Origin of the sequence: Streptomyces sp. TLI_053, assembly GCF_900105395.1 — a bacterium.
Taxonomy (GTDB): Bacteria; Actinomycetota; Actinomycetes; order Streptomycetales; family Streptomycetaceae; genus Kitasatospora.
Genome location: NZ_LT629775.1, coordinates 4,610,660 through 4,624,128 on the forward strand (window position 1 = coordinate 4,610,660; position 13,469 = coordinate 4,624,128).

The following is a 13,469-nucleotide window of genomic DNA, read 5'->3' on the forward strand; positions in this document are numbered from 1 at the left end:
GCAGGACCGGGACGACCGGGAGGGCCGGCCGGGGCGCGAGGCCCGGAGGAACAGGCAGGAGGGGAGGGCCGCACCGGCCCTCCCCTCCCCCGTTTCCCCGTCCCGTTCCGTTTCCTCGCCCCGATCTGGTTGGGTGGGTGGATGAGCGAGGAGAAGAGCGCCGTTCCGGCGTGGGAGCAGCGGTTCAGGGCGGCACGGGTCTCCCTGCCGGACTGGGCCGAGGACGCCCCCGACCGGGCGCTGTACGTGTCCAACTCCAGCGGTACCTACGAGGTCTACGCCTGGGACCGCGCCACCGACACCCACCGGCGGGCCACCGACCGCCCGAACGGCACCACCGATGCCGAGCTGTCCCCCGACGGCGAGTGGATCTGGTGGTTCGACGACAGCGACGGCGACGAGTACGGCGTCTGGCGCCGCCAGCCGTTCGCCGGCCGTCCCGAGGGCGCCACCGGTCCGGACGAGGAGGCCGTCCCCGGCCTGGCCCCGTCCTACGAGGCGGGTCTGGCCCTGGGCCGGGACGGCACCGTGGTGGTCGGCCGGTCCACCGACGAGGACGGCACCACCCTGCACCTGCGCCGCCCGGGCGCGACCGAGGCCGTCGAGATCTACCGGCACGCCGAGTACGGCGGTGTCGGCGACCTGAGTCACGACGGCACCCTGCTGGCCATCGACCACACCGAGCACGGCGACGCCATGCACGGCGCGATCCGGGTGGTCCGCCTCGTCGGCGACGGAACCGCGGCCGGAACCGGAACGGGAACCGCCGACGAAACCGCCGCCGACGCCGACGCCGCAACCGCCGTCCCCACCGTCGCCGAGCTGGACGAGGTCACCGGCCACGAGCACCCGCGCGGGGTCGCCTGCCTCGGCTTCGCGCCCGTCGACGGCGACACCCGGCTGCTGGTCGCCCACCAGCGCACCGGCCGCTGGGAGCCGATGATCTGGGACGTCGCGACCGGCGAGGAGACCGCCCTCGTGCTCCGCGACGAGCAGGGCCGCGAACTGCCCGGCGACCTCTCCGCCCAGTGGCGCCCCGGCGCCCGCGCGCTGTTGATCGAGCACGAGTACGAGGCGCGCAGCGAGCTGTTCTCGTACTCCCTGGACGAGGGCGTGCTCACCCGGCTGGACACCCCGCGCGGCACGGTCGGCGGAGCCACCCCCCGCCCCGACGGCACGGTGGAGTTCCTGTGGTCCTCCGCCGCCGACCCGTCCGCCGTCCGCTCCACCGCCGGCACGGTCGTGCTGCGCGCGCCCGGCGCCGTCCCGCCCGGCTCGGTGCCGGTCGAGGACGTCTGGGTGGACGGGCCGGGCGGCCGGGTGCACGCGCTGGTCCAGCGGCCGGCCGGGGCGGGCGAGGGCCCGTTCCCGACCGTCTTCGAGGTCCACGGCGGCCCGACCCACCACGACAGCGACTCCTTCGCCGCCGGACCGGCCGCCTGGCTGGACCACGGCTTCGCGGTGGTCCGGGTCAACTACCGCGGCTCGACCGGCTACGGCCAGGCCTGGACGGACGCGCTGCGCGAGCGGGTCGGCCTGATCGAGCTGGAGGACATCGCGGCCGTGCGCGGCTGGGCGGTGGAGAGCGGGCTGGCCGACCCGGACCGGCTGGTGCTGGCCGGTGGCTCCTGGGGCGGCTACCTCACCCTGCTCGGGCTCGGCGTGCAGCCCGAGCTGTGGAGCCTCGGCGTCGCCGCCGTTCCGGTCGCGGACTACCTGACCGCGTACGACGACGAGATGGAGGCGCTGAAGGCGATCGACCGCACGCTCTTCGGCGGGACGCCCGAGGAGGTGCCCGAGCGCTGGACCGCCTCCTCCCCGCTGACGTACATCGACCGGGTCGCGGTCCCGGTCTACATCAGCGCCGGGGTCAACGACCCGCGCTGCCCGATCAAGCAGATCGACAACTACGTCGAGGCGCTGGAGCGGCTCGGCAAGCCGCACGAGGTGTACCGCTACGACGCCGGGCACGGCTCGCTGGTCGTGGACGAGCGGATCAAGCAGTTGCGGTTGGAGATCGACTTCGTCCGCCGGCACCTCGGCGGACTCCCGGTCGGCGAGAATCTGGCGGACACCGAGAAGCAGTGAACGGGGGACACGGGTGAGACGCCTGCTGACGATCCTGGGGGCGGGGGTGGCCGGGGCACTGGTGCTCACCGGCTGCTCGGGGCAGGACGACGACGGCGGGAGCGCGGCCTGTCCGCCGGCCGTCTCGCCGTCCTCCGCCGCGCCGTCCGCCTCGCCACCCTCCTCCCCGGCCCCGCCGTCCGTCACCGCGCCGCCCACGGCCACCTCCACGGTGGTGAAGGCCGCCTTCCGCACGGCGGTGGCCGGGGCCGGGGTCGGGGAGGAGGGCGGGGTGGTGCTGCTCGCCAAGTCCGGCTCGAAGGGGTCGAAGAGCTCCAAGAGCTCGAAGAGCGGCCGCACGACGCGTCACCACACCGACCGGTACGACTCCGACGACGATTCCAACGGCAGCGGCGGCAACAACGGCCGCCGCTGCGACAACCCGCCGCCGGCCACGTCAGCGTCACCGACCGCACCACCGTCACCGACCGCTCCGGTTCCACCGATGCCGTCGGGCTCGGCAGGGGTGCCGGTACTGCCGTCCAAGCCGGCGGTCCCGGCCGTTCCGGCGGTCCCGGCCGTGCCACCGGCGAAGCCGACCCGCTGACCCGTGACCGCCCGGCCCCGGCTCCGGGGGCGCCGGAGCCGGGCGGTCAGTCCAGGACCGGGTCCAGTCCGAGGGCCCGGTCCTGCTCGGCCTCGGCCTCGCGGCGCAGCAGCCGGAACCACATGAACACCACGAAACCGCCGAAGACGAACCACTCCAGCGTGTAGCCGAGGTTCTGGAACGCCCGCAGCGAGAGGCCGTCTCCGCCCTGCGGCTGGACGGTCGGCACCGGCGTGAGCCCGTCCGGCGCGACGTCGGCGGACACCCAGCCGTCGTACCAGCCGTCGAGGGCGAGCTTGTTGACGAGGGCGGCACGGTTGATGGTGCCGAGCTGCCCCTCCGGGAGGCCGCCGGCCACGGCGCCGTTGCTCCCGCTGGTCTCGCCCGCCTGGAGCCGGCCGCCGATGGTCACCTCGCCGGTGGGCGCGTCCACCGGCGCCCCGGGCGCGGACGCTCCGGCCTGCGGTGCCCCGGCCGGCGGCGTTCCCGGCGCCCAGCCGCGGACGACCGCGACCGTCCGGCCGTCGGCGGTGCGCAGCGGGGTAAGCACGTAGTAACCCTGCCGGCCGTCCAGCACCCGGTTGGGGACCAGCAACTGGTGCTCCGGGTCGAAGGTGCCGGTGACCGTCACGGCGCGGCCGACGGTGTCGGTGGTGACCTGCGGCCGGTCGGCGGCCAGCAGTTCACCGAGCGGACGGGGCGCGCCGGCGTCGTTCACGGCCCGGCTGATCTCCTGGTGCGAGGAGACGCGGTCCTCGAACCGGCCGAGCTGCCAGGAACCGAGCCAGACGCACACCGCCACGGCCGCCACGGCCAGCGCGGTGCCGCTCAGCCAGCGCGGGGTGAGGAGAAACCGGTACACACCCCCCACGGTAACCACTCCTCACACTCCGCCCGTCCCCAGGCCCCCGTCTCGGAGCCGGAAGTCGGCCCCGCCGACTTCCCGCGCGCGGCTCCGGCCGGGCCCGCCGAGGTGAGCGGGCTGCTCGAACCGCCCGGGCTGCCCGAACCGCCCGGGCGGACGCCCGCGCCGGTCACCCCGCGGACGGCGAGGTACCGGGCGCCGGCGTCCGGGCGTCCGGCACGACGACCCGCGGCGCGGTGCGGTAGACCGTGCCCGCGCAGGCGTCGGCCAGGACGACCCGGGCGGAGGCCGGGTTGCCCGGGGCCGGCGTGTACGCCAGGGTGACGCTCGACGAGGCCCCGCCCGGCCCGGGCACCGGGGTCGCGGACGGGCTCGGGGTCCCGGTGCTCCCCCCGGTCGTCGAACCGCTCGGCTGCGGGGTCGTGCTCGGCGACCCGGTGGGACCGCCCGCCGGAGCCGCCTCGGTGGCCCCGCCCGCCCCGCTCAGCTCGCCCGCCCCGGCGGGAGCACCGGTGGACGTCCCCGGACCGCCCGTCCGGCCGCCGGTCACCGCGACGCCGACGGGGCCCGGACCGGCGCCACCTCCGGTGCTCGGGCCCGCTCCGGCCCCGGAGCCCGGCCCCGGGCCCGTGGCGCTCGGGCCGCCCGCCCCGCCGGAACCGACGGCCCCGGGCAACGCGCCGCCCCCGCCCCCGCCCGTGCCCGTGCCGCCGGTCGCCCCGCCGTTGCCCACCGCGGACCCGGTGGCGCCGCCACCGGTCGCCCCGCCCGCCGCACCACCGCCCGCCGCGCCACCGGTCGAACCCGCTCCTCCCGAACCGGCGGAGGCACTCGGCGAGGTCGTCCCACCGGGGACGGGACAGCCCGCCGGGTCCGGGATCCACGCGATGTCGACCCGGTAGACGGCGCGCGGCGCGAGGACGAGGCCGTTGCTCCCGGCATCGGCCCCCGCCGCGGGGCCGGCCGAGGGCCCGGGCGCGGGCAGACCGGTCGCCGGGTCGCCCGCGGTGTGGAAGGCGATCCGGATCCTCCCGTTGTCCGCCCCCGTGCTGCCGCTGCTGCCGGTGGCTCCCGTCCTGCCGGTGACCGTGACCGATCCTGGCCCGCCGAGCCGACAGCTGCGTCCGGACACATTGGTCATCGTGAAGGATCCGTAGATCCGGCCGTCCGCGTCGGGGGCGCCGAGCTGCGCGGTGCCCTGTCCCAGATCGGCCCGGGTGCAGAGCGCCAGGACCGGGGTGTCGGCCCCGCCGTCGGTGGTGCTGGGGCTCGGGTCGAAGGTGCCGGGCTGCTGGCCGGCGCTGCTGCCGCCGGCGCTCGGCTCACTGCCGACGCTGCCGGACGGGCTGCCGGGAACGGTCGGGGCCCCGCTGTCGAGGACCGGCGGGCGGTGGGCACCGCCGGTGCTCCCGCCGGGGAGGGTGCCGGCGGGACTGGGCGAGACACTGCCGCTGCCCGCGCCGGACGACCCGGGGCCGCCGGACAGGCCCAGGTGGTCCGTGGTGTGCAGGGCCGGCAGGAGGAAGGAGGCGACCACGGCCACCGCGGCGGCGCCGGTCCAGGCCCCGCGCCGGGCGGCCCTGCGCCGCGGCACCGCCCGGCGGATGCGCTGGAGTCCGGCAGGATCCGGCTGGACCTCGGCGACCGCCCGAAGCATCAACTCCCTCACCAGCCGCTCCTCGTGGCCGGCCCCGCCGCCGTCGGACGGCCGACCGCCGTCATCCGGCCGGCCTGCACCGCCCGGCCGACCGCCGTCACCCGACGGGCGGCCGTCACCCGACGGACCGCCGTCGCCCGTTCGGCCACCGTCACCCCGCCGGCCACCGTCACCCCGCCGGGCACCGTCACCCATCCGACCGTCCTCAGCCATGCCCGGCCTCCATCTGGACCCTCAGCGCGGCGAGCCCCCGTGAGCCGTACGCCTTCACCGAACCGAGCGAGATGCCGAGGGTCTCGGCGACCTGCGCCTCCGTCATGTCCACGAAGTAGCGCAGCACCAGCACCTCCCGCTGACGGCGTTGCAGACCCCGTAGCGCGACCTTCAACTGGTCCCGCTCCAGCGCATCGTAGGCGCCTTCTTCTGCACTGGCCATGTCAGGCATCGGCTTCGGCAGCAGCCGCAGTCCGAGGATCCTGCGCCGCAGCGTCGAGCGGGACAGGTTGACCACGGTCTGCCTCAGATAGGCGAGGGTCTTCTCCGGTTCCCGCACCCGCCGCCTGGCCGCGTGCACCCGGATGAACGCCTCCTGGACCACGTCCTCGCAGCTCGACAGATCGTCGAGGAGCAGCGCCGCCAGCCGCAGCAGCGAGCGGTAGTGCGCCTGATAGGTCTCGGTGAGGAGGTCCTCGCTGGCACCGGCAGCGGTGTCGGCGCCAGGACCCGCGGCACCGGGTGCAACTGCCGTCATCTGGCTATCTTCCGGCCTATCCGCAGGCCACTGGACACGCGACGGGAACGTCACCGCGGCTGCCGCCGAGATGCCCGCCCCCGCCCCCACCATCACGTTCGCCACGCCCGTTGGACACTCGATCCCCTGTCATGGTTGCCCGGCCCCCGCGCATATTCTCGCGCATGGTCCGAACGCCCCTCCAGGGAATTCAGCGAGGATTCGTCAAGCAGTCCGCGAACAAACCGCGCAGACTCCGGGTGGACGGGCTGATCAGCCCGCCGCGGCACCGTCCGCGCCCGTCCCGGCTCCCTCGGCACCGGCGGCGCCGAACCCCTCGACGCGGAACCTCTCGACGCCGTTCGCCTCGACGCCGTTCGCCTCGGCGTCGTCCGCCGCCGTGGCCCGGTCGGCGATCTCCCGCGCCACCAGCTCGGCGATCTGAAGGGCGTTCAGCGCCGCGCCCCGGCGCAGGTTGTCGCCGCAGAGGAAGACGTCCAGCGCGTTCGGGTCGTCCAGGGCGCGCCGCAGCCGGCCCACCCAGACCGGGTCCGTGCCCACCACGTCGTTCGGTGTCGGGAACTCCCCCGCCGCCGGGTCGTCGTACAGCAGCACCCCGGGGGCATCGCGGAGGATCTCGTGGGCGTGCTCCTGGGTGACCTCGCGCTCGAACACCGCGTGCACGGCAAGCGCGTGGGTGCGCACCACCGGGATCCGCACACAGGTGGCCGAGACCTTGAGCCCGGGCAGACCGAGGATCTTGCGGGACTCGTCGCGCACCGTGCGCTCCTCCGAGGACCAGCCGCCGTCGGTCAGCACGCCGGCCCAGGGCACCGCGTTGAGCGCGAGGGGGGCGGCGAACGGTCCGTGATCGGCGATCACCGCCCGCAGGTCGCCGGTCTGTTCGCCGACCTCGGTGCCGGCCACCTGGGCGAGCTGGGCGCGCAGCGCGTCCGTGCCGTCCCGGCCGAGCCCGGAGGCGGCCTGGTAGGAGGCGACCACCAGCGACTCCAGGCCGTACTCGGCGTGCAGGGCGCCGATCGCCGCGATCATGGTCAGGGTGGTGGAGTCCGGGCTCGCCACGATCCCGCGCGAGCGCATCCGCACGGCGGCCGCGTTGACCTCGGGCACCACCAGCGGGACGGCGTCGTCCAGCCGGAACGCGCCGGAGTTGTCGACCACCACGACGCCCTTGGCGGCCGCGATCGGCGCCCAGCGGGCGGCGATCTGCTCGGGGACGTCGAACAGCGCGACGTCCACCCCGTCGAAGAGCTCCTCGGACAGCGGGAGGACCTCGACGGACTCCCCGCGCACGACCGCCTTGCGGCCGGCCGAGCGCGGGGAGGCGGCGAGACGGATCTCGCCCCAGATGTCCTGGCGGAGGGAGAGCAGGCCGAGCAGCACCTCGCCGACCGCGCCGGTGGCGCCGACGACGGCGAGGTTCGGCCGCCGGGTCATCGCCCGGTGCCCCCGTAGACCACGGCCTCGTCCGTCTCACTGTCCAGCCCGAAGGCGGAGTGGACGGCCTGCACGGCCGCGTTGACGTCGTCGGCGCGGGTGACCACCGAGATCCGGATCTCCGAGGTGGAGATCAGCTCGATGTTGACGCCGGCCGCGGAGAGCGCCTCGAAGAAGGTCGCCGTGACGCCCGGGTTGGAGCGCATGCCCGCGCCGACCAGCGAGATCTTGCCGATCGCGTCGTCGTAGCGGAGAGACTCGTAGCCGATGCCCTCCCGGACCCGCTCCAGCGCGTCGATGGCCTTCTGGCCCTCGGCCTTCGGCAGGGTGAAGGAGATGTCGGTCAGACCGGTCGACGCCGCCGAGACGTTCTGAACGACCATGTCGATGTTGACCTCGGCGTCGGCGATGGCACGGAAGATGCGTGCCGCCTCGCCCGGCTTGTCGGGGACGCCGACGACCGTGACCTTGGCCTCGGACGTGTCATGGGCGACTCCGGAGATGATGGCCTGCTCCATCTCGCCCCCTTCGGGCTGGTGCGGGTTGTCGTTGCTGACGATCGTCCCGGGAAGACCCGAGAACGACGAGCGTACGTGAATCGGGATGTTGTAGCGGCGCGCGTACTCCACACAGCGGTCGAGCAGCACCTTGGAACCGGACGAGGCCAGCTCCAGCATGTCCTCGTAGGCGATCCAGTCGATCTTGCGAGCCTTCTTCACCACGCGCGGGTCGGCGGTGAACACGCCGTCCACGTCGGTGTAGATCTCGCAGACCTCGGCCTTGAGGGCGGCGGCGAGGGCGACGGCGGTGGTGTCCGAGCCGCCCCGGCCGAGCGTGGTGATGTCCTTGCTCGACTGCGAGACGCCCTGGAAACCGGCCACGATCGCGATGTTGCCCTCGTCCAGGGCGGTGCGGATGCGGCCCGGCGTCACATCGATGATGCGCGCCTTGTTGTGGACGGAGTCGGTGATGACGCCGGCCTGGCTTCCTGTGAACGACTGCGCCTCGTGGCCCAGGGATTTGATCGCCATGGCCAGCAGTGCCATGGAGATGCGCTCTCCAGCGGTCAGCAGCATGTCGAACTCGCGGCCGGCGGGGAGAGGTGACACCTGCTCCGCGAGTTCGATGAGCTCGTCCGTCGTGTCGCCCATCGCGGACACCACGACGACGACCTCATGGCCGGCCTTCTTGGCGTCAACGATTCGACGGGCCACGCGCTTGATGCCCTCGGCATCCGCAACGGATGAGCCGCCGTACTTCTGCACGACAAGGCCCACGTGCGCTCCTCGACTTGTGTCGTTTCCGGGGGCCCTCGGCCCCCGCACCCCCGGGTGGCGGGGGCTGTGCGGTCGGCGCCAGTCTACCGAGCGGGGGTGCCCCGACCTCCGCTTTCCATATGATGAGACACACGTTTCGGCAGGTGAGCGGGGGTGTGGATACCGCCACCGGCAGGTCTGCGGGCGGGCGGGCGCCGTTCCGGAGAATCGGCGGACGAAGGGGCGGCCGCCCCGGGGTTTTCCGTCGGTGGCCGGGAGTGAGGTTTCCGTCACACTCCCGTCCGCCGGGGCCCCGGGCGGCCGACGTCCCCGCCCTCCGCCTCCTCGCGCCCCCGGTCGCGCCAGGGGTCGACAGCCCTAGTGGCCCAGGCCGAGCTCGGCCGCCATCAGGTCGCCCGCCTGCTGCTCCAGCTGCTCGTCGGTGAGCCCGTCGTTGTCCGTGTCCGCCCCGTCCGGCGCCGCCCCGATCGGGCTGTCCAGCCGGACGTGCGCGATCAGCGACTGCAGCGCCCGCAGGACGGCCGTGCAGGTCGTGCCCCAGTTGGACAGGTACGAGAACTGCCACCACCAGAGCGCCTCGCTGACCCGGCCCTCGCGGTAGTGGGTGAGCCCGTGCTGCAGCTCGCTCACCACCCCGGCCAGGTCGTCCGAGATCCGGAACGCGCTCGGCTTCTCCGGCGGCCCGTACGGGTCGAAGACCTCGTGGTAGACGTCGATCGGCGCGAGCAGCACCGCCAGCCGCTCCCGCAGCTGCTCGCCGTCCGGCTCCGGACCGGCGTCGGGCTCGAAGCGGTCCTCGGGGACGACGTCCTCGATGGCGCCCAGCCGGCCGCCGGCCAGCAGCAACTGCGAGACCTCCAGTAGGAGGAGGGAGACGGCGCTGCCGGGCTCGTCGCCCTTGGCGACCTCGGTCACCGAGAGCACGAAGCTCTCCACCGAGTCCGCGATCTGCACCGCGAAGTCGTCCGGCTCCGAGCCGTGGCCGTGCGTGTGCGGAGGACGCGGCACCTGCGCGGTGTCCCTGGCCTCCTCCGGCCCGGCCTGATGGGGCGCGTGTGGCTGCTGGTTGATCGTCCGGTCAGACATCGAGCAGTCGTCTCCCTTCGAAGGCGCGACCGAGTGTGACCTCGTCCGCGTACTCCAGATCCCCGCCGACGGGCAGGCCGCTCGCCAGGCGGGTCACCTTCAGGCCCATCGGCTTGCAGAGCCGGGCCAGGTAGGTGGCGGTCGCCTCCCCCTCCAGATTGGGGTCGGTGGCCAGGATCAGCTCGGTGACGGTGCCGTCGGCGAGCCGTGCCAGCAGCTCCCTGATCCGCAGATCGTCCGGGCCGACGCCCTCGATCGGGCTGATCGCACCGCCCAGCACGTGGTAGCGGCCGCGGAACTCCCGGGTGCGCTCGATGGCGACGACGTCCTTGGGTTCCTCGACCACACAGATGACCGCGAGGTCGCGACGCGGGTCCAGGCAGACCCGGCACTGCTCGGCCTCCGCGACATTGCCGCAGACGGCGCAGAACCGGACCTTGTCCTTGACCTCCAGCAGCGCGTGCGCCAGCCGGCGGACGTCGACCGGGTCGGCCTGCAGGACGTGGAAGGCGATCCGCTGCGCGCTCTTGGGCCCGACGCCGGGCAGCCTGCCCAGTTCGTCGATCAGGTCCTGAACCACGCCCTCGTACAACGTCGCGCCTTCCCTCGGGTTGGACCGGTGGCACCCGCGCGGGGTGCTCCGGTGCCATCATCCAACGAATCGGACGCCGGGCGCACCGCCCGACGCCCGACTCCCGCATTAATCACACAGGTCCGTTGTCCGAACTCCGGACCCGACCGTCCGCCCCGTACGCTCCGGTGCCCCGGTCGGTACCCGCTGTCACGGCCGGGCCGTCACGCGGGACGACACAGGCGGGCCGTCACCGCCACGGGCGGGGTCACCGTCAGAACGGCAGGCCCGGGATCCCGCCGCCGAGGCCCTGGGTCAGCGGGCCCATCCGCTCGGCCTGCATCTTCTGCGCGGCCTGATTGGCGTCCCGGACGGCCGCCAGGACGAGGTCGGCCAGCGTCTCGGTGTCCTCCGGGTCGACGGCGGCCGGGGCGATGGTCAGCGCCACCAGCTCGCCGGAACCGGTCACCGTCGCCTCGACCAGGCCACCGCCCGCCGATCCGCTCACCTTGGCCTCGGCCAGCTCCTGCTGTGCCTGGGCGAGGTCCTGCTGCATCTTCTGCGCCTGCTTGAGCAGCGCCTGCATGTTGGGCTGGCCACCACCGGGAAACACGGCTCACTCCTTGCGTTCGGTCCGCTCCTGCATCGTCCTCGACGAGCCTACGTGCTGCTCAGTTGCCACCGTGCCGGATCTCCTCCAGCACCGTGGCCCCCAGCTCGCGGATGATCAGCTCCTGGCCGGAGAACACGTCCTCGTTCAGATCGGGGTCGTCCTCCTCCGGCACGTCGTCCTCCGGGGCCACCCCCTGCGCCGGGTACGCCGACGACGACGGCGGCGGTGCCTGGACGGGCGGCGGCACCGGAGCGGCGGGCGCCGGGGTCGGCGCGGCGACCGGGCGGGGCGCCGGAGCGGGCGCGGCGACGGGAGCCGGCACGACGGGCGCCGTCTGGGGCGCGGGCGCCGCCGGACGCGCCGGTGGGGCACCCCAGCCGCCCCCACCGCCACCACTGCCGCTCGGGGCCGTGGCGCCACCGGAACCGCCACCGGGGCCACCCGCGCCGCCGGACGGGTCGACGATGCACTCGATCCGCCAGTCCACGCCGAGCGCGTCGGCCAGCGCGGCCCGCAGCACGTCGTCGCTGTTGCTGCTCACGAAGCTGTCGCGGGCACCCGCGTTGATGAACGAGACCTGGAGCACGCTGCCGTCGAATCCGGCCACCTGGCCGTTCTGGCTGAGCAGGATCCAGGTGAACCGGCGCCGGTTCTTCACCGCCTCCAGGATCTGCGGCCACAGCTGCCGGACCTGGCCCGCACCCTGCTGCGCCGCCGCCGACGGCTGCCCGCCGGGCGCCGGAGCGGGGACGGGAGCCGGCGCGGGCGCGGCCGGAGCGGCCACCGGAGCGGGCTGCACGGGGGCGGGCGCGGCCACGGGGGCCGGGGCCGCCGCCGCGGGCGCCTCCCCGGCGGGCGGGAAGCTCCGCTTGATCGGCCACGCCCCGGGCGCCGGGCCGGCCGGCTGCGCGGGAGCGGGGGCCGGGGCGGGCGTCGGCTGCACCGGCGCCGACGGCACGACCTGCGGCATCTCGGCGACCGTCGGCACCACCGCCGGCGCCTGCACCGCCGGTGCCGTCGGCGGTGCGACCGCCGCCGCCACCGGACCACCGACCGGGGCGACACCGGCCGGGGCGACACCGACCGGGGCGACACCGGCCGGGACGACACCGCCGGGCACGGCGAAGCCACCGGCCCCGGCGAAGCCACCGCTCGCGGCCCGCCGCTCCAGCTTGTCCAGCCGCGCCTGCAACGACAGCTCGTCGCTGTAGGCGCCCGGCAGCATCACCCGGGCACAGATCAGCTCCAGCTGGAGCCGGGGCGCCGCGTTGCCGCGCATCTCCGTCAGCCCGGTGTTGACGAGGTCCGCCGCCCGGCTCAGCTCCGCCGCCCCGAACGCGTCCGCCTGCGCCTGCATCACCGCGATCCGGTCGGCCGGGGCGTCGATCAGCCCCTTCTCCCCCGCGTCCGGCACGGTGGCGAGGATCACCAGGTCACGCAGCCGCTCCAGCAGGTCCGCGACGAACCGGCGCGGGTCGTGACCGCCCTCGACCACCCGGTCGACCACCTGGAAGACCGTCGCCCCGTCGTGCGCGGCGAACGCGTCCACCACCTCGTCCAGCAGCGCCGAGTCCGTGTACCCGAGCAGCGACGTGGCCATCCCGTACGTCACACCACCCTCGGCGGCGCCGGCCAGCAGCTGGTCCATCACCGACATCGAGTCACGCACCGAACCGGCGCCCGACCGCACCACCAGCGGGAACACGGAGTCCTCGACCTGGATCCCCTCCCGGCCGCACACCTCCGCCAGATAGTCGCGCAGTGTGCCGGGCGGCACCAGCCGGAACGGGTAGTGGTGGGTCCGGGACCGGATCGTCCCGATCACCTTCTCCGGCTCGGTGGTGGCGAAGATGAACTTCAGGTGCTCCGGCGGCTCCTCCACCACCTTCAGCAGCGCGTTGAAGCCGGCCGAGGTCACCATGTGCGCCTCGTCCAGGATGAAGATCTTGTACCGGCTGTGCACCGGCGCGAAGAACGCCCGCTCGCGGAGGTCCCGCGCGTCGTCCACACCACCGTGCGAGGCCGCGTCGATCTCGATCACGTCGATCGACCCGGGCCCGCCCGTGGCGAGGTCCGTGCAGGACTGGCACTCACCGCACGGCGTGGGCGTCGGCCCCTGCTCGCAGTTCAGACAGCGGGCCAGGATGCGGGCGCTCGTCGTCTTGCCGCAGCCGCGCGGGCCGCTGAACAAGTACGCGTGGTTGACCCTGTTGTTGCGCAGGGCCTGCTGGAGCGGAGCGGTCACGTGATCCTGCCCGATGACCTCCGCGAAGGTCTCCGGGCGGTAGCGGCGGTACAGGGCTAGGGACACACCCCCGACGATATCGGGACGGACCGACAAACGCGTCGCCCCTCGGCCCCCCGCGCCCCACCGGCCCCCGGGAACGCAAAGACCCCCCGTGCACCCGCCAGAGCCCTCCTACCCTTGCTGCCTTCCGGCCCTGGGGGGATTCAGAGAGATAACGCCACACGAGGGGCTGGCCCCAACACTACCGGATCCCGGGCCCACCCCTCCACCACCACCCCGTCCCACCATCC

12 protein-coding genes and 1 other RNA gene are annotated in these 13,469 nt (G+C 74.4%); 2 read left to right on the forward strand and 11 right to left on the reverse strand.

Features of this window, described 5'->3' with window-relative positions; genetic code table 11:
- Positions 1-141: 141 nt before the first annotated feature.
- On the forward strand, positions 142-2,088 hold the full coding sequence (locus BLU95_RS18445; RefSeq protein ID WP_093860998.1) for a S9 family peptidase: 1,947 nt from the start codon (positions 142-144) through the stop codon (positions 2,086-2,088).
- Positions 2,089-2,101: 13 nt separating this feature from the next.
- Complete coding sequence (locus tag BLU95_RS42900; RefSeq protein WP_093860999.1) at positions 2,102-2,674, forward strand: hypothetical protein; 573 nt, start codon at positions 2,102-2,104, stop codon at positions 2,672-2,674.
- Between the two features lie 46 nt (positions 2,675-2,720).
- Here the strand turns inward: BLU95_RS42900 and BLU95_RS18455 are convergent, their stop codons facing one another.
- The 11 genes from BLU95_RS18455 to ffs all read right to left on the reverse strand — a co-directional run bounded on the left by BLU95_RS18455 (position 2,721) and on the right by ffs (position 13,410).
- Positions 2,721-3,536, reverse strand: a complete 816-nt coding sequence (locus tag BLU95_RS18455; RefSeq protein ID WP_093861000.1) for an SURF1 family protein — start codon at positions 3,534-3,536, stop codon at positions 2,721-2,723.
- 172 nt (positions 3,537-3,708) lie between these two features.
- Positions 3,709-5,208 (reverse strand): hypothetical protein, encoded by a 1,500-nt coding sequence (locus BLU95_RS45130; protein ID WP_159424931.1) that lies wholly within the window; start codon positions 5,206-5,208, stop codon positions 3,709-3,711.
- The gene (locus BLU95_RS18465; protein ID WP_093861002.1) at positions 5,205-5,387 is read right to left on the reverse strand and encodes a hypothetical protein; all 183 of its coding nucleotides are present in this window, start codon (positions 5,385-5,387) and stop codon (positions 5,205-5,207) included. The genes BLU95_RS45130 and BLU95_RS18465 overlap by 4 nt, the downstream gene beginning before the upstream one ends.
- Positions 5,388-5,401: 14 nt before the next feature.
- A complete protein-coding gene (locus BLU95_RS18470) occupies positions 5,402-5,947 on the reverse strand; it encodes a SigE family RNA polymerase sigma factor (RefSeq protein WP_093864961.1) in 546 nt (181 codons plus the stop codon).
- Positions 5,948-6,199: 252 nt separating this feature from the next.
- Complete coding sequence (locus tag BLU95_RS18475) at positions 6,200-7,384, reverse strand: aspartate-semialdehyde dehydrogenase (RefSeq protein WP_093861003.1); 1,185 nt, start codon at positions 7,382-7,384, stop codon at positions 6,200-6,202.
- Entirely contained in the window at positions 7,381-8,661 is a 1,281-nt protein-coding gene (locus BLU95_RS18480) for an aspartate kinase (RefSeq protein WP_093861004.1), read from the reverse strand. Before BLU95_RS18480 ends, BLU95_RS18475 begins: the two co-directional genes overlap by 4 nt.
- A 357-nt stretch (positions 8,662-9,018) precedes the next feature.
- Positions 9,019-9,747 (reverse strand): DUF5063 domain-containing protein, encoded by a 729-nt coding sequence (locus BLU95_RS18485; RefSeq protein WP_231978627.1) that lies wholly within the window; start codon positions 9,745-9,747, stop codon positions 9,019-9,021.
- The gene (recR, locus tag BLU95_RS18490) at positions 9,740-10,339 is read right to left on the reverse strand and encodes a recombination mediator RecR (RefSeq protein WP_030392621.1); all 600 of its coding nucleotides are present in this window, start codon (positions 10,337-10,339) and stop codon (positions 9,740-9,742) included. The genes BLU95_RS18485 and recR overlap by 8 nt, the downstream gene beginning before the upstream one ends.
- A 253-nt stretch (positions 10,340-10,592) precedes the next feature.
- Entirely contained in the window at positions 10,593-10,931 is a 339-nt protein-coding gene (locus tag BLU95_RS18495) for a YbaB/EbfC family nucleoid-associated protein (RefSeq protein ID WP_078879765.1), read from the reverse strand.
- Between the two features lie 58 nt (positions 10,932-10,989).
- Positions 10,990-13,242 (reverse strand): DNA polymerase III subunit gamma and tau, encoded by a 2,253-nt coding sequence (locus BLU95_RS18500; protein WP_093861005.1) that lies wholly within the window; start codon positions 13,240-13,242, stop codon positions 10,990-10,992.
- 77 nt (positions 13,243-13,319) lie between these two features.
- Positions 13,320-13,410: signal recognition particle sRNA small type (ffs, locus tag BLU95_RS18505), an RNA gene on the reverse strand.
- Positions 13,411-13,469: the final 59 nt, after the last annotated feature.

Excerpts from the sequence above, each read along its gene's own strand:
- BLU95_RS18445 (WP_093860998.1), top strand. The coding sequence starts at position 142 with ATGAGCGAGGAGAAGAGCGCCGTTCCGGCGTGGGAGCAGCGGTTCAGG.
- BLU95_RS18470 (WP_093864961.1), bottom strand. The coding sequence starts at position 5,947 with ATGACGGCAGTTGCACCCGGTGCCGCGGGTCCTGGCGCCGACACCGCT.
- BLU95_RS18475 (WP_093861003.1), bottom strand. The coding sequence starts at position 7,384 with ATGACCCGGCGGCCGAACCTCGCCGTCGTCGGCGCCACCGGCGCGGTC.
- BLU95_RS18485 (WP_231978627.1), bottom strand. The coding sequence starts at position 9,747 with ATGTCTGACCGGACGATCAACCAGCAGCCACACGCGCCCCATCAGGCC.